This is a genomic window from Enterocloster sp. (assembly GCF_057861365.1).
In genome coordinates this window covers 1-19,788 of sequence record NZ_DBMACH010000028.1, presented here as the reverse complement: position 1 = coordinate 19,788, position 19,788 = coordinate 1, and the positions used below count along the sequence as shown (strand labels likewise).

General features: G+C 46.5%; 19 protein-coding genes and 1 pseudogene. 15 read left to right on the top strand and 5 right to left on the bottom strand.

All coding sequences use genetic code 11. The features are described 5' to 3' along the window. From ACZM6M_RS17240 to ACZM6M_RS17195, 10 genes are all read left to right on the top strand, one after another. On the top strand, positions 1 to 452 hold a 452-nt coding region (locus ACZM6M_RS17240; RefSeq protein ID WP_489490620.1), incomplete at its 5' end, for a hypothetical protein. 455 nt (positions 453 to 907) lie between these two features. Then, positions 908 to 2,347, top strand: a complete 1,440-nt coding sequence (gene proS / locus ACZM6M_RS17235) for a proline--tRNA ligase (protein WP_066544797.1) — start codon at positions 908 to 910, stop codon at positions 2,345 to 2,347. Continuing rightward, positions 2,347 to 3,663 (top strand): CCA tRNA nucleotidyltransferase, encoded by a 1,317-nt coding sequence (locus ACZM6M_RS17230; RefSeq protein ID WP_489490364.1) that lies wholly within the window; start codon positions 2,347 to 2,349, stop codon positions 3,661 to 3,663. The genes proS and ACZM6M_RS17230 overlap by 1 nt, the downstream gene beginning before the upstream one ends. 89 nt (positions 3,664 to 3,752) lie before the next feature. Continuing rightward, positions 3,753 to 4,121, top strand: coding sequence for a RidA family protein (locus tag ACZM6M_RS17225; RefSeq protein WP_066544793.1), 369 nt, complete (start codon positions 3,753 to 3,755; stop codon positions 4,119 to 4,121). Positions 4,122 to 4,291: 170 nt separating this feature from the next. Next, positions 4,292 to 4,849 (top strand): methylated-DNA--[protein]-cysteine S-methyltransferase, encoded by a 558-nt coding sequence (locus ACZM6M_RS17220; RefSeq protein ID WP_066545291.1) that lies wholly within the window; start codon positions 4,292 to 4,294, stop codon positions 4,847 to 4,849. Between the two features lie 17 nt (positions 4,850 to 4,866). Continuing rightward, on the top strand, positions 4,867 to 5,697 hold the full coding sequence (locus ACZM6M_RS17215) for a hypothetical protein (RefSeq protein ID WP_489490367.1): 831 nt from the start codon (positions 4,867 to 4,869) through the stop codon (positions 5,695 to 5,697). 40 nt (positions 5,698 to 5,737) lie between these two features. Further along, positions 5,738 to 6,823, top strand: a complete 1,086-nt coding sequence (locus ACZM6M_RS17210; RefSeq protein ID WP_489490369.1) for a DctP family TRAP transporter solute-binding subunit — start codon at positions 5,738 to 5,740, stop codon at positions 6,821 to 6,823. Beyond that, on the top strand, positions 6,804 to 7,559 hold the full coding sequence (locus tag ACZM6M_RS17205) for a MurR/RpiR family transcriptional regulator (RefSeq protein ID WP_066544789.1): 756 nt from the start codon (positions 6,804 to 6,806) through the stop codon (positions 7,557 to 7,559). Before ACZM6M_RS17210 ends, ACZM6M_RS17205 begins: the two co-directional genes overlap by 20 nt. A 129-nt stretch (positions 7,560 to 7,688) precedes the next feature. Further along, complete coding sequence (locus ACZM6M_RS17200; RefSeq protein WP_418763593.1) at positions 7,689 to 9,272, top strand: PTS transporter subunit EIIC; 1,584 nt, start codon at positions 7,689 to 7,691, stop codon at positions 9,270 to 9,272. A gap of 24 nt (positions 9,273 to 9,296) precedes the next feature. Next, positions 9,297 to 10,631, top strand: coding sequence for a 6-phospho-alpha-glucosidase (locus tag ACZM6M_RS17195; RefSeq protein ID WP_066544783.1), 1,335 nt, complete (start codon positions 9,297 to 9,299; stop codon positions 10,629 to 10,631). A gap of 81 nt (positions 10,632 to 10,712) precedes the next feature. Here ACZM6M_RS17195 and ACZM6M_RS17190 read toward each other — a convergent pair whose 3' ends face one another. The 3 genes and pseudogenes from ACZM6M_RS17190 to ACZM6M_RS17180 form a co-directional block, all read right to left on the bottom strand. Further along, entirely contained in the window at positions 10,713 to 11,759 is a 1,047-nt protein-coding gene (locus ACZM6M_RS17190; protein ID WP_337433351.1) for an FUSC family protein, read from the bottom strand. A gap of 196 nt (positions 11,760 to 11,955) precedes the next feature. Beyond that, positions 11,956 to 13,117, bottom strand: a pseudogene (locus tag ACZM6M_RS17185) (RNA-guided endonuclease InsQ/TnpB family protein). Continuing rightward, positions 13,056 to 13,703 carry an IS607 family transposase gene (locus tag ACZM6M_RS17180; RefSeq protein WP_418926759.1) on the bottom strand — a complete coding sequence of 216 codons (648 nt, stop codon included), beginning with the start codon at positions 13,701 to 13,703 and terminating at the stop codon, positions 13,056 to 13,058. Before ACZM6M_RS17180 ends, ACZM6M_RS17185 begins: the two are co-directional and overlap by 62 nt. Before the next feature lie 351 nt (positions 13,704 to 14,054). Between ACZM6M_RS17180 and ACZM6M_RS17175 the strand changes: the two genes are divergently transcribed. After that, entirely contained in the window at positions 14,055 to 14,831 is a 777-nt protein-coding gene (locus ACZM6M_RS17175) for a sulfite exporter TauE/SafE family protein (RefSeq protein WP_337434568.1), read from the top strand. Between the two features lie 12 nt (positions 14,832 to 14,843). On the opposite strand, the gene pnuC is transcribed toward ACZM6M_RS17175, so the two are convergent. After that, positions 14,844 to 15,551: a nicotinamide riboside transporter PnuC gene (pnuC, locus tag ACZM6M_RS17170; protein WP_337434567.1), complete on the bottom strand. Its 708-nt coding sequence runs from the start codon at positions 15,549 to 15,551 to the stop codon at positions 14,844 to 14,846. A gap of 298 nt (positions 15,552 to 15,849) precedes the next feature. Here pnuC and ACZM6M_RS17165 point away from each other — a divergent pair, with 298 nt between their 5' ends. The 4 genes from ACZM6M_RS17165 to ucpA all read left to right on the top strand — a co-directional run bounded on the left by ACZM6M_RS17165 (position 15,850) and on the right by ucpA (position 19,440). Beyond that, a complete protein-coding gene (locus ACZM6M_RS17165; protein WP_337434566.1) occupies positions 15,850 to 16,182 on the top strand; it encodes a hypothetical protein in 333 nt (110 codons plus the stop codon). Between the two features lie 189 nt (positions 16,183 to 16,371). After that, a complete protein-coding gene (locus ACZM6M_RS17160) occupies positions 16,372 to 16,944 on the top strand; it encodes an ANTAR domain-containing response regulator (RefSeq protein ID WP_337434565.1) in 573 nt (190 codons plus the stop codon). A 219-nt stretch (positions 16,945 to 17,163) separates the two neighbouring features. Continuing rightward, positions 17,164 to 18,570: an APC family permease gene (locus ACZM6M_RS17155; RefSeq protein WP_337434564.1), complete on the top strand. Its 1,407-nt coding sequence runs from the start codon at positions 17,164 to 17,166 to the stop codon at positions 18,568 to 18,570. 72 nt (positions 18,571 to 18,642) lie between these two features. Then, positions 18,643 to 19,440, top strand: a complete 798-nt coding sequence (ucpA, locus tag ACZM6M_RS17150; protein WP_296036387.1) for an SDR family oxidoreductase UcpA — start codon at positions 18,643 to 18,645, stop codon at positions 19,438 to 19,440. Positions 19,441 to 19,530: 90 nt separating this feature from the next. Here ucpA and spoIIID read toward each other — a convergent pair. Beyond that, the coding region (gene spoIIID / locus ACZM6M_RS17145; RefSeq protein WP_489490619.1) for a sporulation transcriptional regulator SpoIIID at positions 19,531 to 19,788 on the bottom strand (258 nt) is incomplete at its 5' end.

Here is a 19,788-nt window from a genome sequence, read left to right as displayed (position 1 = left end):
TTGTGCCAGAGCATAAGTATGGCGGAATGGTAAACGTAGTGTATGTATGCGAGGAAGAGAACCATGTATGGGCGAACGGAGAGATCTGGGCAGCGGGCCTTGTAGATGGAAAGGGAAATGTAAATTCCAGCGAGCTGACGAATGTACCGGAAGGCTATAAGTTAAAGGAAGTAGGAGATTTCTACTATGACGGCGGCGCAGAGCTTCGGGTTCAGATTGTACCGGAGCAGAAACTTGGTGGAATGGTAAATGTAGTGTATGTATGCGAGGAAGAAAACCATGTATGGGCGAACGGAGAGATCTGGGCAGCGGGCCTTGTAGACGGAAAGGGAAATGTAAACTCCAGCGAGCTGACCAATGTACCGGAAGGCTATAAGTTAAAGGAAGTAGGAGATTTCTACTATGATGGTGGTTCTGAGCTTCGTATTCAGATTGTACCATGGTATCGTTAATAATCTGCTTTAAGAAATGTGTTGTAACATAAATGAACAGCGATATGCCGCAGGAGCCGGATTCATCTGGTATCTGCGGCATATTTTTTCAAGCGTCGGGAAAATATCCATGTTGACAAACCACACAATCCGTCGTAGAATTTACAATAACGAAAGACATACTTTCCATGATGCGACATAGATACATGAGAAAGGCTAAGAAGGGGAATAGTAAGCCCGGAGCACGTTGCAGAGAGAGGAACAAAAGGTGGAAGTTCCTTACGAAAGCCCGGACCCAACCGGCCCTGGAGCCCTGTATGATGAATACAGCGCAGATCCGGCGTTAATGGATAAAAGAGAGAGTCATAAAGACTAATCAGGGTGGTACCGCCGAGCTGTTCGGTCCCTTGCAGAGCGCATAGATGCATGGGATTGGATGGCTTTTTTGTTATATAGAAAAGAAAAGGAGAATCATCATGGCAGACAACAAAAAAATGGTAGAAGCCATCACATCCATGGACGTGGATTTCGCCCAGTGGTATACGGATGTGGTAAAGAAAGCAGAACTCTGCGATTATGCAAGCGTAAAGGGCTGTATGGTAATCAAGCCTGCGGGCTATGCAATCTGGGAGAATATCCAGAAGGAGCTGGACCGCAGATTTAAGGAAACAGGCGTGCAGAACGTATATATGCCTGTATTTATTCCGGAAAGCCTTCTTCAGAAGGAGAAGGATCATGTAGAAGGCTTTGCGCCTGAGGTTGCATGGGTGACACACGGTGGATTGGAGCCTCTTCAGGAGCGTATGTGTGTAAGACCTACCTCTGAGACGTTATTCTGTGATTTTTACGCAAAGGACATTCACTCCTACAGAGATCTTCCGAGAGTTTACAACCAGTGGTGCTCTGTTGTCCGTTGGGAGAAGACAACCCGTCCGTTCCTGCGCTCCAGAGAGTTCTTATGGCAGGAGGGCCATACGGCTCATGCCACAGCGGAAGAGGCAGAGGAGAGAACCGTACAGATGTTAAATGTGTACGCTGACTTCTGCGAGCAGGTTCTGGCGATCCCTGTTGTAAAGGGACAGAAAACAGACAAGGAGAAGTTTGCAGGCGCAGAGGCTACCTATACCATCGAGTCTCTGATGCATGACGGAAAGGCACTGCAGTCCGGTACCAGCCATAACTTTGGCGACGGTTTTGCAAAGGCCTTCGGCATCCAGTTTGCAGATAAGGACAATACCTTAAAGCACGTTTACCAGACTTCCTGGGGTATGACAACCCGTATGATCGGCGCTATTATCATGGTACATGGCGATGACAACGGCCTGGTTCTGCCTCCGAGAATTGCTCCAGTACAGATCATGGTTGTACCGATCCAGCAGAAGAAGGAAGGCGTTTTAGACAAGGCGTTTGAGCTGAGAGACCGGCTGGTGAAGTCCGGCTATGCTGTAAAGGTAGATGATACAGACAAGAGCCCCGGCTGGAAGTTTGCAGACTGCGAGATGCGAGGTATTCCTCTGCGTGTGGAGATCGGTCCTAAGGATATGGAGCAGAATCAGGCCGTTCTGGTGCGCAGAGATACCCACGAAAAGACAGTTGTTTGCCTGGACGAGCTGGAGGCAAAGGCCGGTGAACTGCTTGAAACCATTCAGAAGGATATGCTGGAAAAGGCCAGAGCTCACAGAGAGGCTCATACCTATACTGCTACAGAATGGGATGAGTTTGTGGATACCATTAACAATAAGCCAGGTTTTGTAAAGGCTATGTGGTGCGGCTGCCGTGAGTGTGAGGATAAGATTAAGGAAGAGACAGGCGCTACCTCCAGATGTATGCCCTTTGAGCAGGAGAATCTCTCCGACCACTGCGTATGCTGCGGCAAGCCGGCGAAAAAGATGGTTTACTGGGGACGGGCATATTGATGAAAATACAGATTCCCGCTGCTGCACAGGAGATTGTAGAAAAGCTTTGTGAGCATGGATATGAGGCGTATCTGGTAGGCGGCTGCGTACGGGATATGCTTCTGGGACGGGAGCCGGGAGACTGGGATATTACCACCAGTGCAAAACCGGAGGAGGTCAAGGCTGTATTCCGCAGAACCGTGGATACAGGAATCCAGCACGGCACGGTGACTGTAATGATGGGAAAGGAAGGCTACGAGGTTACTACCTTCCGGATTGACGGCGATTATACTGATGGCCGTCATCCGGACAGCGTGACCTTTACGCCGGATCTCATTGAGGACTTAAAGCGCCGGGATTTTACCATCAATGCTATGGCTTATAACCGGGATCGCGGTCTTGTGGATGCCTTTGGAGGCCGGAAGGATCTGGAGGATGGTGTGATCCGCTGTGTGGGAGCGGCAGAGGAGCGCTTTACAGAGGACGCTCTGCGCATTTTAAGAGCCATCCGTTTTTCCGCCCAGCTTGGGTTTGAAATTGAGGAGCATACGGAAAATGCCATAAAAAAAATTGCTCCCAATCTGGTCCATGTAAGCCGGGAGCGGGTTCAGGTGGAGCTTACAAAGCTTCTTATAAGCCCCCTTCCCGGACGCATCCGGCAGGTTTACGAGACAGGGATCAGCCCCTGGGTATCAGAGACCTTTCACCGGATCCCGGAGATTTCCGGCGGCTCCTGCTTTCACATACCGTCCTCTGTTCCGGCGGAAAAATCACTGCGCTGGGCGGTTTTTATGCGGAAATGCGAGCCTAAAGAGGCTGTTTTGGTGCTTAAGGCGCTGAAGCTGGATAATGATACTATTTACAGGGTAAAGACTCTGGTTCAGTGGATTAAAATTTCCCTGTGTGGGGAGCCGACAGAGGACAGTATACAGTCCGATAAAGACGGTGCAGCTATACAGGCTGGATATTTAAAAAAAGAGCTTTCCAAGCATAATGACAGGATAAAAACCGGACTGCGCCGGGCTATGAGTCGGATGGAGCCGGAGCTGTTTGACGATCTCCTTAGGGTAAAGCTGTGTCTGGCTGAGGAGTGTCCGCCTGCGGCGGAGTGCCTGAGAGTACTTTGCAGTCTCAGAGATGAGATCCGCCGGGATGGCGACTGCATAAGCCTTAAAATGCTGGCAGTTACGGGGAATGATCTTATAAAGGCGGGGATGAAGCCCGGAAAAGAGGTTGGAACCCGGCTGCAGCAGTTTCTGGAACTGGTGCTGGAGGATCCGGTGAGGAATACGAAGGAATATCTGCTGTCTCTGTTGTCCTCTGTAAGTGATGCATAAACATAGGATCTGCATTAAGAATAAAACATTGCATAATGTATAAAAGTCGGCTATAATAGGCCTTATTAAGGTATTAGGAGGTTTTCGGAATGAACGTAATTGACACAAAGAACGCACCAGGTGCAATCGGACCTTATTCTCAGGCATTTGAGGTAAATGGGGTAATCTATACTTCCGGACAGATTCCTGTAAATCCGGCAGACGGTACAGTAGCAGACGGCATTGCCGCTCAGGCAGAGCAGAGCTGTAAGAACGTAGGCGCTATCCTGGAGGCAGCAGGCAGCGGCTTCGATAAGGTATTCAAGACCACCTGCTTTTTAGCAGATATGGGCGACTTTGCAGCATTTAATGAAGTATATGCAAAGTATTTTACCTCCAAGCCGGCAAGAAGCTGCGTAGCAGTAAAGACTCTTCCAAAGGGAGTTTTATGTGAGATCGAGGCAATCGCAGTAAAGTAATCTGCCTGCAGGTGATAAGAAGGGAAGGGAGCCGCAGGGCTCCTTTTTCTTTGCCTGAAGGCGAACCGGACTCTGGGCCGGGATTGATCGGACAGATGGCGGGAGCGGCACGAAAAACGGTATGATCTGGGAGAGCAGGAGAATTTGAGCGGATGGATGACAAAGGAAGAATCATTTATCAGACAGTGTATGAGTCCCCTGTAGGTGCTTTGACTCTTACAGCTTCAGAGGATGCTTTGACGGCGCTTTCCTTTCCACAAGAGCGGTATCCCGAAGATGTAGAGCGGCTGACGAAAGAGCGTGAGGTATGTATTCCTGCTGCGGACAAAATCCCCCGGATTCTGAGAGAAACAAGGGAATGGCTGGATATTTACTTTTCAGGAAAAAGGCCGGACTTTACCCCGGCTCTGGCGCCGCAGGGAAGTGATTTCAGAAAGGTGGTCTGGGAGGAACTGTTAAAAATCCCCTATGGCTGTACAATAACTTATGGCCAGATTGCAAAGCAGGTGGCAGACCGAAAAGGCATTTTGCGGATGTCTGCCCAGGCAGTGGGAGGAGCGGTAGGACATAATCCCATAGGCATCATCATTCCCTGTCACCGGGTTGTAGGAACGGGAGGAAATCTAACCGGATTTGGAGGCGGGATTCGGACAAAGGAAGCACTGCTTAAACTGGAGGGCATGGATATGGGCCGGTTTTATATTCCGAAGAAGGGAACAGCACTGTAAAAAGGAGCCAGAAACAAATGAGAAAAAAACAGGTGGTTCTGATGAATTTCAGCGGGATCTACGAAACAGAGAGCTTTTATGAAACGGTTCCGCAGGAAAACAGAATATGGCTGGACTGCAGAACAATTCCCGGCACCAACTGCTACTGTGACGAAGAGGGGGAAAGGGAGCTGAAGGAAAGGATGGAGCCTCTTGGAGCGGATGGGATCCATTTTCTGGATTCCGGCAATTATCATTATGTCACAAAGCTGTGGCTGGATCAGGTGAAGGAACCCTTCGATCTTCTGGTACTGGATCATCACACAGATCTGCAGCAGCCCATGTTTGGAGATATTCTCTCCTGCGGGGGATGGATTCGGGCCTCTTTGGAGGAGAATCCTTATCTGAACCGGGTTTTTCTGGCAGGCCCACCCTGTGAGGCAGTGAAAGAAGCGGAAAATGAGCTTCCGGAAGAACTGTGGAAAAAGGTGGTATGGATTCCGGAGGAGGCACTTAAGGAGAAGTGGGGAGCCGGAGCTTTAAAATATGCCAGATGCTTTGGGGATTCTGGATGCGCCGGAGATATCCGGCGATTGGAGGATTCTGAGGATTCTGTGTATCTCTCCATTGATAAGGATGTCCTTTCGCCCGATTTTGCCCGCACCAACTGGGATCAGGGACAGGCAGGCATAGCGGAAACGGCGGATTTTATCAGGACTTTTCTTAAAGGACGTACACTGATCGGAGCAGATATATGCGGTGAAAACCCGGAAGGCGCAGAGGGGCCGGAGGCAGAGGAGGAGCGGCGGATCAATGATACTGCCAATGGGCTGCTTTTAGAGACGGTTCTTGGCTGCTTTGATGAATAAATGATGGCTGCTGCGATAAGATAAACAAAAGGAAAAAATCATGGTGAATAGAAAAAAACGGCTGTTTTTTCTGACTGCTGCCGCTGTACTTTGTTTGATAGCGGCATCCTGCGGTTCTGCTTCCGATGGCTTTGACGGTCGGATGGCAGAGCCTTCGATAACGCTTCTTTTAAAGAATAATCTTCCAGATGAAAGCATTACAACAAAAGCGGTGGAATGGTTTTCGGAGCAGGTAGAGGAGCGGACGGAGGGACGGGTAAAAATAGAAGTATTGAATAATGCGGATATGGGGGACGGGCGCGCCTGTTTAGAGCAGCTTCAGTACGGAGGAACAGATATCGTAAAGGCAGATGTTTCGGCTCTGGGAAATTTTGTTGAGGAATTTAATGTACTGGGAATGCCGTATATTTATGAGGATCCGGAACATTTCTGGGCGGTTCATAATGGCCCGATCGGTGAAGAACTGCTTAAAGGAGCGCAGATGGCAGAGCTTGGGATGTACGGATTGACCTACTATGACGGAGGAAGCCGCTGCTTTTACAGTTCCAGGGGGGAAATACACAGTCCTGGAGATCTTGAGGGACTTGACGTACGGGTTCAGCAGTCGGAAACAGCGCTTTCTATGGCAAGAGCACTGGGGGCAAGGCCGGTAACTGCGGATTATTCCGAACTGTACCGTACGCTGCAGTCAAAGGAGGCAGACGCGGCGGAAAATTCCATTGTAAATTATTATGCTCAGGCATTTTATGAGGTGGCGCCTTATTTTACAGAGGACAATCACACACGGTCTGCAGATGTGCTTGTGATGAGCCTGGAAAGCCGGAAAAAGCTGTCCGAAGGAGATTTGCTGATTCTGGATAAGACGGCGGAGGAATCCTGCGAATATCAGAGGAAGCTGTGGGCTGAGGAAGAGGCGGCTGTGAGAGAAGCGCTTTTACAGAAAAATGCTGTGATCACTCAGCTGACAGACAGTGAATATGAAGCATTCCGTCAGGTTTGTGAGCAGATCTGGTACAGCTACCGGGATGGCAGGTATATTGACCTGATCGACCGGATCGTGGCAGTTGGATATCTGCAGAAGCTGCCCGAGCAGGGAGGAGAAATTTATGAATCTGGATCTGAATAAGCTGACCTGCGGTGTGTCTTTGACGGATACAGAGCAGGCGGTGCTGGAATATCTGCTGCTTCATCTTGATGAGGCTTTGAAGCTGGGGGTCCGGGGAGTTGCAAAGGCTAATTTTACTTCTACTTCTACGGTGATGCGTCTTTCCAGAAAGCTGGGCTATAACGGTTTTATTGAGATGTATTATAAGCTTTTGGGGGCTGTGGGAGAAGGAAGCCAGAGCTATGAGCTGAACGAGGGCTTTATCAGCCATTTTGCAGGAGAGGGAGCTGTTTCCATGGAAAATTACCGCAGCCTCCGTCTGGCTGCAGAAAAGATCTACCAGACAGATCAGGTGGTTTTTATCTATGGCATGGGATTTTCATCCATGATGGCAGAATATCTGGCAAAAAAGCTGCTGGTATTGGGAATCAAGTGCATTTTTTCTGATGGGGCTGATTCCATTGGAGTCTTTGAGAATAATCTGGAGGATATCGGCGTTTTTATCGTTTTTTCCAGATCGGGCCGTTCTCCCTATGTGCTCAACCGTGTGAAAATGGCAGAGGAGAACACAGTGTTTACCGTGGGCTTTACCAATGACGGGGCAAGCCCCTTAAAGGAGCACTGCGGCTGTATTATAGAGGTGCCGGATGACAATCCTTTAGATGACAGAAACATGAAGCCGACCCTGTTTTTTTCTAAGATAATGACCATGATCGAGCTTTTGGTTTATGAATATTACCAGGTTTCTCTGGGATAAGAAAACGTGTTACACATCCGGGTAACACGTTTTCTTTTGTCTGAAATCTATGTACTTTTGCCCGTTGTCTGCGTATAATCCAATCATCGACCACGCGGGGTTAAAGTTAGAAAAACGGAGAGGTATGAAATGAAAGAAAAAGTTATGAGCATAATGCAGGCATTTTCCAAAGCTATGTTCATGCCGGTGCTGATCCTTCCGATCGCCGGTCTTCTCATTGCAGTGGGAAATGTATTTACAAACGCAAGACTGATCGAGATCCTTCCATTCCTGGATAATCCGGTAACAAAGGGCTTCGGAACCATCTTATCCGGCGCTCTGGTGGCTATTTTAAATAACCTGGGACTGATCTTCTGTGCAGGAATCGCAGTTGGACTGGCAAAGAAGAAAAAGGCGGAAGCCGGATTTACTGCCATGCTGGCATTTCTGGTATTTATCAATGCCATGAACAAATTTATGGATCTTCGCGGTATTTTAGCTGATCCGGCAGCCTTAAGAGGAACCGGACAGGCGATGGTTCTGGGAATCCAGATTCTGGATATGGGCGTATTCCTGGGAATGATCCTGGGCTGCGTGACCGCGTATGTACACAACCGTTTTATTGATACAGAATTTAACAATGCGTTCCAGATTTACGGCGGAACACGTTTCGTATTTATCGTTCTGATTCCTGTGGTTATCCTGTTGGCAGTAGTGCTGACTTATGTATGGCCGGTGGTTCAGTCCGGTATTGACCAGCTGGGATATTTCATCAATCAGGCCGGAAACTTCGGAATCTTCCTTTATGGAGCATTAGAGCGTCTGCTGATCCCCACAGGACTTCACCATCTGGTATACACTCCGTTCCTGTACACCAATCTTGGCGGTACTGTTGAGGTGGCAGGACAGGTATTTGAGGGCTGCCGCAACATTTACTATGCAGAAATGGCAGATCCGAACGTAGCGATGTTATCCGCTTCTGTTGTATGGGATGCAAGAGGACTTTCCAAGATGTTCGGTCTGGTGGGCGCATGTCTGGCTATGTACCATACTGCAAGACCGGAGAACCGTACAAAGATCAAGGCAATCCTGATCCCGGCGGCATTTACCTCCTTTATCGCAGGCGTAACAGAGCCCATCGAGTTCTCTTTCCTGTTTACAGCGCCTATCCTGTTTGTAGCGCACGCTGTATTAAGCGGTTTGGGTATGGTTGTATTTAACCTGCTGAACTGCCGTGCCATCGGACCGAATGGTTTTATTGACTTTATCCTTTACAACCTGCCGTTGGGGATTGAAAAGACAGCATGGCCGACGTACCTGCTGATCGGTGTAGGCGAATTTGTAGTTTACTACCTGCTGTTCCGTTTTATGATCGCCAAGTTCAACTTAAAAACTCTGGGACGTGAGTCTGAGGGCATGGAAATGAAGCTTCATACCAAGGCTGAGTACAAGGAGAAGCAGGAAGGCAAAAAGAACGCAAAGGGCGAAGAAATCAACGCAGCTCTGATCGTGGAAGCCCTGGGCGGAGCAGGCAATATCGTAAAGGTAGACAACTGCTTTACCCGTCTGCGTCTGATTGTAAAGGATAATACTCTGGTACAGGATGATGTTTTAAAGCAGAAGACAGGAGCTGCCGGAGTGATGAAAAAGGGAGAAAACGTACAGGTAATTTACGGTCTCCACATTAACCAGGTGAGACAGGCAGTGGATAGGGAACTGGGCCTGGATCAGTAAAGTTTAGAAAGGGAGTATGCAGATATGGCAAAGAAAGCATTTGATGTAGTAATCGCAGGCGGCGGAAGCACCTATACACCGGGAATCGTGAAAATGATGCTGGAGCACCAGGAGGATTTTCCGTTAAATTCCGTTACCCTTTACGACAATGACGGGGAGCGTCAGGCTGTCATCGGGGAAGCGCTGGAGATACTGATGAAGGAGGAAGCACCCCACATTCATTTCTCCTACACCACAGATCCTGCGGAAGCATTTACAGGAAAGGATTTCTGTATGGCACATATCCGTGTGGGAAAATACGCCATGCGCCAGTTAGATGAGAGAATCCCCTTAAAGTATGGTGTGGTTGGTCAGGAAACCTGCGGACCGGGCGGTATTGCCTACGGTATGAGAAGCATCACCGGTATGCTGGAGATCATTGACTATATGGTAAAATATTCTCCTGAGTGCTGGATGTTAAACTACTCCAATCCGGCTGCTATCGTGGCAGAGGCCTGCCGGGTACTGCGTCCCGATGCAAGAGTCATCAATATCTGCGATATGCCCGTAGGAACCAGAAGAAGAATGGCCTACATTGTGGGAAAAGAGTATGATGATCTGGATGTGCGCTATTTCGGCCTGAACCATTTCGGCTGGTGGACCAGCGTAAAGGATAAGACCACAGGCGAGGATTATATGCCAAAGCTCTTAGAGTATGTGTCTGAAAACGGTTACCTTACTCAGAAGGCCATTGAGACTCAGCACATGGATGAGAGCTGGCAGGCAACCCACAGAAAGGCAAAGGACCTTCTGGCACTGGATCCCCAGTTTTTACCAAATACTTATCTGAAATATTATCTTTATCCCGACTATGTGGTAGAACATTCCGACCCAAACCACACTCGCGCCGACGAGGTGATCGAAGGCCGTGAGAAAGAGGTATTCGGCGCAGCCAGAGAGATCATCCGCAAGGGTACGGCCACCGGCGGCGAGTTTACCGTGGACAATCACGCTTCCTTTATCGTGTCTCTGGCAAAGGCTATCGCCTACAACACCCATGAGATCATGCTGTGCATCGTGGAGAACAAGGGCGCGATCAGCAACTTTGACTCCGACGCCATGGTAGAGGTTCCCTGTGTAGTAGGAAGTAACGGTCCTGAGGCTATGTGCCAGGGCGAGATCCCCACCTTTGAGCGCGGGATGATGCAGGAGCAGCTGGCAGTTGAGAAGCTTGTGGTAGAGGCTTATGTAGAGAAGAGCTACTTAAAGCTGTGGCAGGCTCTTACTCTGTCCAAGACCGTGCCAAGCGCCGGTGTGGCAAAGCAGATCCTGGATGAGCTTATTGTGGCAAATAAGGAGTATTGGCCGGAGCTTAAGTAATATTTTAAAATGAAAAACAGCTCAGGGTGTGCTGCCTGAAAATGGCGGCGGCCCTTGGGCTGTTTTTTGATTTTCCATATTCTATTCCCTGCAGAAAAGCCGGTCGGAAGCCCTGTCAATGAGACTGCCCATCAGAGCTGTATAGAAGGCAGCGCCTGCATTGGTTGCAATGCGCAGGATCACAGCGCCGGCCGCACCGAAAAGTCCGGAGGCAATGGAGAGGGCGCCGAAGGTATTAAATACCGTCTGCCAGGGGTATCCGGCAGAGTATCCCACTCCGATGCCGCCTAAAAGTCCGATCATGGGATGGAGTTCTTTAGGCAGAACGGCATAGATTACAAGAAAGATCATGCATCCCAGGATGTTGTAGATCCAGCGTATGTGAGCCCGTTTTACAAGATCCTTCTGGAAGGGAAGGCACACGGACATACAGGCAATTCCGGCCCACATGGCCCGTGGGATACCGAGAAGGGATGCAATTAAAAGTACCGTAGATACACATAAGGTCAGTTTGATATACCACCGATTTCTCAGGGAGCGGGGATCAAATTCGTGGAACAGATCCTTAAATTCTCTTTTGTGAAGCCGGTGTTTCTGATTTTTATAAAATACTGCCATACATAAAAGCATACCTACAAAAAGCCCGGCCGTACGCATCATCCAGGAATAGCCGCTTACATCATAGCCCTGAAGAATCAGATAGGACAGCACAAAGGTAGAATGGTTGGACATGATTACATTGTGGCAGCCTAAAAGCATCAAAAGCAGGATGCAGATCAGATTGATAAAAAAGGCGGCAAAGGGAGATACCATATTGGACAGTCTGGGGCCGGTCATGAGAATGCCGAAGATGCCGGCAATACATAAAAGCCCGTGAGAGGTATGGATTCCAAAATCGGCCTGGCGCAGCACTAAAAGAGCCAGCAGCACAACTACTCCGGCGATACTGTTTTCATTTCCAAATATCATACTGAACAGCGTGACGGCGGCAAAGCAGAAGGCGACAACCAGATAGACCTTGAAGTTGTAGATAAGAATGTGGCGCATACGTTCCTTTTTGTCCCGGGTGATCCGGATCAGGGCTTTGGAACCAGCGGAATTTAATTGCAGTTCCTGATAAAATGTCATTTGTAAAAACCTGCCACTCAAAATGTGTTCAACTATACTCAAACACATCGAGAAATTAAAGTCCTCACGGATACTTTTTACTGCTTCATTGTGTATGCGTTGGCAGTTGCTGGCAACTTGCTACTAACAGGTTCTTGTACACTCCACAGTCGTCAATTCCCGAAATAGCCTTCGGTACATACTTACACTTGCCTGATCATGCAATTTTGTAAGTTACTGCATCTTTTAAATTAAGACTCGCATTAAGATCTCTATCCTCTACATAACTACAACTGCATTTGTAGATCCTGTCTGAAAGTTTTAAGTCCTTTTTTATAGAACCTCAACAATGACATATTTTAGAAGATGGATAAAACCTGTCTGCAATTCTTAATTCAATGCCATTATCATCACACTTCACTTTCAACTTTGTCCTAAACTCATAGAATTTCTGTGATGCAACTGCTTTTGAAAGATGCCGGTTCTTCATCATTCCTGATACATTCAGATCCTCAATCGTTATATAAGACGGCTTGGTTTTCACTATCTCAGCGATGGCCTTATTGATATGATCAGTTCGGATATTGTCTATCCGATGATGAAGTTTCTGTACCTTAAGCTTTTGCTTTTGTATATTTGCTTTTTGAGTGGACTCTCCTTTCTTTAAATTTTCATACTTACGGGAGAGACATCTCTGCTCCCGGATCAGTTGTTTTTCAAGTTTTTTCAGTCTTGCTCATTTATTAATGTTCTTATATTTCTTACCATTTGAGAGAATGGCAAAATCTTTTAATCCAAGGTCTATGCCAATCCCTTCGCTGTAGATATCGGTTGTTTTGTTATCCGGTATTTCTATCAGAACTGAAACATAAAACCTGTCCGCTTTCATGGAGACCGAACCGCTTTTTATGACATATCCATCTTTTGTAGCAGGGATATATCCCTTTTCTTTGATTCTGACCCACCCAAGGGATGGGATATTGATCCGATGTCTTTCGCAGCGGCAATCCTTTGGATTATTCTTCACGAAGTACATTTTTACATCCGACTTACCCTTTTTTGAATTTAGGAAAGCCGCTTTGATGTTTGAAAAATCTTGTAAATGCGGTCTGTCCATGATTTACAGACTGGGTTACTGCTTTTGAATATGCCTCCTTGATCCATGCATATTCCGGGTGATCCGGCAGATATTCATTATTAAGCCAGACTCTAAATTGATGACTGCTCATAAACTTTTTACCATTTTCATGAAGTTCTTTATTGTGAGCAAGATAGAAATTATAGATAAATCTACACGTTCCTATCTTCTTACGGATCTTAACCTTCTGTTCCTCTGTTGGATTTATTTCCGTCTTGAAGTTCTTTAGCAATCTCCTCATCTCCTTCTATTTGTTTTTTATACTTACGAAGTCCGTACAACCTGCAGGAGAATACATGAAGGATGGAAACAATATCCTGTACAAGTTCTTCCCGTGGTGATAGCTCTTCATTGTTTACTACTACTATGGTCGTGTTGAACTTCATACAGAATTTTTCGAACCAATCATAGCCAAATCTGACAAATCTATCTTTATGCGTGACTATAATCGTCCTGATTTTTTGTTCCATCACTTCATCCAATAATTGATTCCACTTTTTACGGTTGTAATTAAGACCACTTCCATACTCTTCAATGCATTGGTCTACGATCATTCCCCTGGCGTTACAAAACTGACGTAAAAACGCTGCCTGGTTTTGTAGATTATCCGTTTGGTTTCTTGTAGATACTCTGGCATAAATAACAGTCTGACGATCATCATTTTCGGTATGAATGCCTTTAAATTGAAGATATTGGTCATAAGTGTAATAACGTCTATCAGTTGGAGTACGGTTTGCTTTCAGAATCCCCTCTCTATCCCAACGCTGCAGCGTTTTAACAGAGACACCTAATAATCCAGCAAAATCTTTTGGTTTGTAATTAGTGATATTAGAAGTGTTCATAAATAATCCTCCTCGAGTATATTCAAACACTTTTAAGCACTAATATCAATGATTTTGATTACTTGATATTTCCTCTTTTTAGCCTGAAAATGGGCAGTAAAGAGAATTATAACTGTTTTCGGGAAGGGAAACAAGAGGAAAATTGACTTTGAGTTTCCGCACTTTACACCGCACTCTGGCGTCTGGTGTTCAGGACTCCGGTTTCCGGCCATAAGAAAACCTAAGGGGCTGAAATTTTTCTAAAAGCAAAAGCCATATTAAAAACTCGCTGCGCTCAGGCAGGTTTGATATGGCTTTTAACGAAAAATTTAATCCTCTAAGGTTTTCTGTTTCTGGTTGACAGTTATATTATCCAATTTCGGAGTCGGCGGTCTGGTAGGGCTTACCGGAGTGGCGGGATTTCTCCTTCCGATCGTGTATACAGGCCTTCTGCAGATGAGCGTCACCCAGGGACTTGCACTGAGCTTTGCGGCCTTTATCCTGTCGGGCGCGCTGGGATCTTTCAATTATAAAAAAGCTGGAAATCTGGACGTGTCCTTTGGTCTGCGCTTAAGTGCAGGAAGTATGGCAGGTGCGGTTCTGGGCGTAAAGCTGAATTTGATTATCCCGGAAGAGCAGGTCAAGATACTTCTGTATGTGGTGGTGCTGTTGTCCGGTATTTCCATTCTGCTGAGAAAGGACGGAAAAGCTGCTGAGACGGAGAAAAAGGCGGCTGCCGGGGCCGCCGGGGCAAAGGAGAAGGGCTTTCGACTGGAGAAGCATCTTGTCCCCACCCTGCTTCTGGGGTTTGTTACGGGTTTGATCTGTGCTTTGTCCGGAGCAGGCGGCCCAATATTGGTGATGCCGCTTTTAGTAGTATTCGGCACCGGCGTTCGTGTGGCAGTAGGAATTGCCCTGTTTAACTCCATTTTTATCGGGATTCCGGCCTGTATCGGCTACATGAGCCAGTGCGATGTCCCGGCGCTCCTGCCTGTGTTGGCTGCCGCTCTGGCAAGCCATGGCGTTGGCGTGTATCTGGGGAGCAAAAACGCAGTGCGCATAAATCAGGGCGTTTTAAAACGGGGGATCGCAGTATTTTCTATATTGATTGCAGTCTGGAAGCTGTTCCTTTAGGGGGACAGCTTTTTAGCTGCCTGCAGCCACCGCAGCCTGTCGCTGTCCCATCCTGCGCCAGTTTAAAAAGCCGTAAATATCATTTACAAAAAAGGCGGCAAAGCATACGGTTACAGACAGGCAGCTGATATCTTCCATTGAGGCCATAGTCCACAGTATGATCAGGATCAGGTCATTGGCGGCGTATCCTGCCGCATAGTAGGGACTGCGCTTAAAGGTTAGATATACAGCCAGGAAGCTGGTAGTTACAGAAATCGTGCTGGGGATTAAATTGGCAGTGTTAAAGGCCTTTAAAATAAAGTAAAACAGGATGGTCACGACTGCAGTCAAAACGGACATAAGCACAATATCATGCCGTTTGATATGGTAGATTTCGACTTCCGAACGATTTCCATTAAATGGATTTTTCAGCCATGTGATCAGAGAGAACACAGCCATAGGCATGGTCATTCCCAGATATGTGATCATTTCTCCATAATAAGAAACGTTCAGGGAAATCATTCCGTAAAGCAGGCTGAACAGCACCATCAAAAGCTGTCCCATGGGATTTCCCTTGGCACAGAAGATGAGAGAAGTCACTCCGATCAATGAGGTCCAAAGGGTCATATAACTGGTCCGGTCAAAGAGACAGAAAGCAATCAGAATCAAAACGACTGAGGTACTCCAGAGAATCAGCTCTGTTTTTGAAAAGTAGTTTTTGAGTGTGGTAAATGATTTCATGATGTCCTCCTTATCTGCCGGTGATATATAAAAAGCATTCATATACACATCTTCAAAGACCTATCGATGCGTATGTGAATGCTTTCAACATTCCTACCCGGTGGCAGATAATTTTTGATCTTATGCACAGCAGTTTGCTGTCTGAAACGTATGGGGCGCTCCTGCGGCGTCCGCTTCGTGATACAGTATACGGGCACTTTTGAGAAAAATCAAGAAAAATTTTTAAAACCCTGAAACTAATCTGAAATTTGCAAAACAAAAGAAAATTGTAAAATAAACTGGGAAGGAGAATTGAAATATGAGGAAGAGATGGAATGTATTATTGATCGCAGGAGCTGTAATGGCACTGGCTGTTGGATGCGGAGCAAAGGAAGAAACAAAAAGCGTACAGGAGACAAGCGCTGTATCAGAAACAGCCAGGACGGAAGGAACGACAGCACATACAGAAGAAACGGAAAAAGCTCCTGAAGCTGAGAAAAAGGAATCTGAAGTACAGGCTTCTCACGCGGCAGATGAGACGGCACGCTCCCCAAGTATGGCTGGTTTTGTCCTTACTGGAGAAAACGGCGGGCCCAATATTGTATTTGGGATGAGAGACGGGAAACTGGCGGTGTTGGGGATTAACTATTAAAGATGAACGGATCCAGAGGCGTTTGATTCATCTGAACCAGGCTGTTGCAGGCTTTATGCAGTGATACCGGCTGCCTTAAGTTGCAATTTTATTCCCCCCATGATACAATGATTTCACATAGTGAAAATTGTTAATAAATAGACAAAAATTTCCAGTTTTAAGTTTGGAGTATTGGATGAAGGGGGAATTATGTATCGGGTTGTGGTTGCAGATGATGATGGTAAAGCCTGTAAAAAGGCAGTGGAATTTCTTCAGAATAATGGGTATCAGGTTGTGGGAGAAGCAGCAGACGGGCTGGAAGCAGTTATGGTATGCCGAAGGGAACGTCCGGATTTTGTGATTATGGATTTGAGTATGCCTGTTATGACCGGGCTTGAGGCAATTCGGGTGATCCACAGGGAGAAGCTGGCAGGTTTTATCATTGTGCTTACTTCCTGCCGCAATAAAGCGCTGCTGCATCAGGCAGCCCAGGAGGATATTATGGGATATCTTGTGAAGCCGGTAGAGGAATCAGCGCTTTTGGGAGCGGTGGAGGTAGCTCTTTGTCAGGAAGATCATATTATGAAGGCAGAAAGGGAATGTGAGAAAACAAAAAAAGCGCTGGAGGACAGAAAATACATTGAAAAGGCGAAGGGGCTTTTAATGGAGCACAGGAAGCTTTCTGAAAATGAGGCATATTCCTATATTCGCCGTCAGGCTATGGATAAGGAGCAGACCATGGCAGAAATTGCCCGGATTTTGTTAATGGCGTATAACATGTAGGATAAAAATTGTTAATTACTTGACAAACTTTGAGCAAAGTGGTATGATTGAAAACAATTAAAGCGATATCTCTTTAAAAAACATAACTGATATACAACGGCGCATATCAGCGAACAGCGACATCGAAGTCCAGATTTTCTCTTTTAAGTATAGGGGGGATTTTGGGCTTTTTTGTATGCTGAAAAATTGCAAAGTAAAAGTAAAGGGGTTGTGTTTTACATGGAGGACAAACAAAATAAAAGCAATGGTTTGAATAAGAGTCTGAAATTGATTTTTGTTTATACGGTTGCGACAGGATCTATTTTCACATTTGTAAACTATTGGGATTCTGTATTTTATGGTTATTGCGGCAGCGGTACGTTTCTGGCATTCGCCCTGATGACAGTGGCGATCCTTCCGGTAGCTCTGGTATACAGTGAGCTGGCATCCTTGTTCCATACCTCAGGAGGCGAGCTGATCTACAATACCGTAGGGATCAATAAGCACGTTGGTTTCCTGGCTTCCTGGCTTATTATGGCAGCGTGGATTTCCGTTCCTCCGGCAGTGGTTATGGCAATTATGACCTGGGTAAACAAAACGCTGGGTTTAAACCTTGGTACTTGGCCCATGGTGGGATGTGCAGCTGTACTCTTGGTTCTGTATTTTTTAATGAGTATCCAGAATGTGCAGTTTCTGGTAAAGGCTCAGGCAGGTATGCTGTTTTGTAATATCACAGTAACCATTCTGACTGGATTTATTCTTCTGTTTTCCGGTCATTGGCATCTGGAAAACTTTGGAAATATTTTCACTACAACGTTGGAGTCTGTGAACGGTATACCGGGCTGGATCATTGGAATGGCTCTTTTGATCACTCCGTATTTTGGATTTGAAACCGTTCCTCAGATGGTAGAAGAAGGAGATTTCCCTATTAAAAATTCTAAAAAAGCAATCTGCGGTTCCATTCTCACCTGCGGCTGTATTTATGTATTTTATTATTTCTGTGTAGCAGGTCTGGATGGTCTGAAGGACATTCATGCCAATTTCGCACAGGACGGTTTCCTGACCATTGCGACCATGCAGAATGTATTGGGATGGACCTTCTGGCCGATTATTGTAGGTATTCTTTCCTGCCTTCTGGGTATGGGAGCATCTTTGCTGGGATTCTGGATGTCTACCGTACGTATGCTGTATTCCATGGCAAATAAGAATTTCCTTCCAAAAGTATTTGCCAAGGTAAATAAAAATCAGCAGCCGATGCTTCCTAACATTTTTCTGCTGGTATTATCTTTGATCTTTATTGTACTTCAGAACTCTTCCGATTTTATGAGTGCATTTTTCAATCTGATGAGTTTTGGCTGCGCCTGTGCGTATGCTTTAACAATGATTTCAGCTGTGTGCATTCATCACAAGCATCCTGAGTGGAAGAGTGCGAATACCGTTAAGGGCGGTGATGCATTTCGTGTGTTTGCGATGCTCATTGCAGTTGCGATTGCATTTTTCTGTACATTGGGCCAGGGAATTGATTCCTGGATCTGCTTTGGAGTATATTTGGGCATCGGTGTAGTGATCTGGCTGTGGATGCTTCTGGTAAACTGGAAGAAACATCCGGTTGAGATTGAAACACCGGATGGAGTACAGCAATTTTAAGTTTGTAAAACAGTTAATCCGGACGAAACGAAACGTCTGAAAATAAATGAATGAAGTAAAGGAGAAGATAAAATGGCTAAACTGGATGGAAAAGTTGCACTGATTACCGGAGCTGCTGCCGGACTTGGAGAAGGAATTTCTACTGCGTATGCAAAATACGGAGCAAAGCTGATCATGGTAGATCTCTCTCCTGCTGTAGAAGAAACAGCTGAAAAACTGCGCAAGGAATACAATTCAGAGATTATCACCGTAGTTGCCAATGTAGCGGACCGCGCACAGATGGATGCAGCTGCGGCAAAGGGCATTGAGGCTTTTGGAGAGATCAATGTAGCCTGCTGCAACGCAGGTGTATGCCGTCTGGCTCCTTTTGAGGAGATGGATGATGCTACCAGAGATTTCCATATCGATGTAAATATCAAAGGTGTATGGAACACCTGTAAGGCAGTAATCCCATATATGTTAAAGCAGGGCGGAGGCAATATTGTGATCGCTTCCTCTGTAACCGGAGATATTGTAGCAGACGCAGGTGAGGCAGCGTATGCTATGACAAAGGCTGCTCTGGTTGGCCTGACAAAATGTCTGGCTGTTGAGTATGCAAACCGCAACATCCGTGTAAACTGCTCACAGTTGGGCTATGCGCGTACACCTATGGTTGAAAAGATGGCTCTGGAATCTAATCCTGAAAATCCGGAGGCAGCAATCGCAGATATCGCAGTCGGCGTTCCCATGAAGCGCCTCGCAAAACCAATCGAGGTAGGAGAGCTCTTTGCATTCCTGGGAAGCGACGAATCCAGCTATCTGACAGGTTCTCAGATTGTTATTGATGGCGGAAGCACATTGCCTGAGACAATGTCGATTGGAACCAACTAAGCTTTGAAATTAGAATAATTGATATAAAAACCGGCAGATTGTGAGGGTCTGCCGGTTTTTGTGATGTATATAGTACACATAAGTATTTGTTTAGCTGTTCTCTTTACTGCAGATTGCCAGCCGATGCTGGTATTTTTCTCTTGTAGCCAGTCCGCCCCGGATATGCCGTTCGGATTTGTTGATGTCCAGCACTACTCTGGCTTGGGCGGCGAGGGATGGGTTGATGTGTTCCAAACGATCGGTGACATCCTTATGTACCGTAGACTTGGAAATTCCAAACCGTCTGGCTGTCTGGCGCACGGTAGCGTTGTGGTCGATAATGTAATTCGCAATAGCAATGGCCCGTTC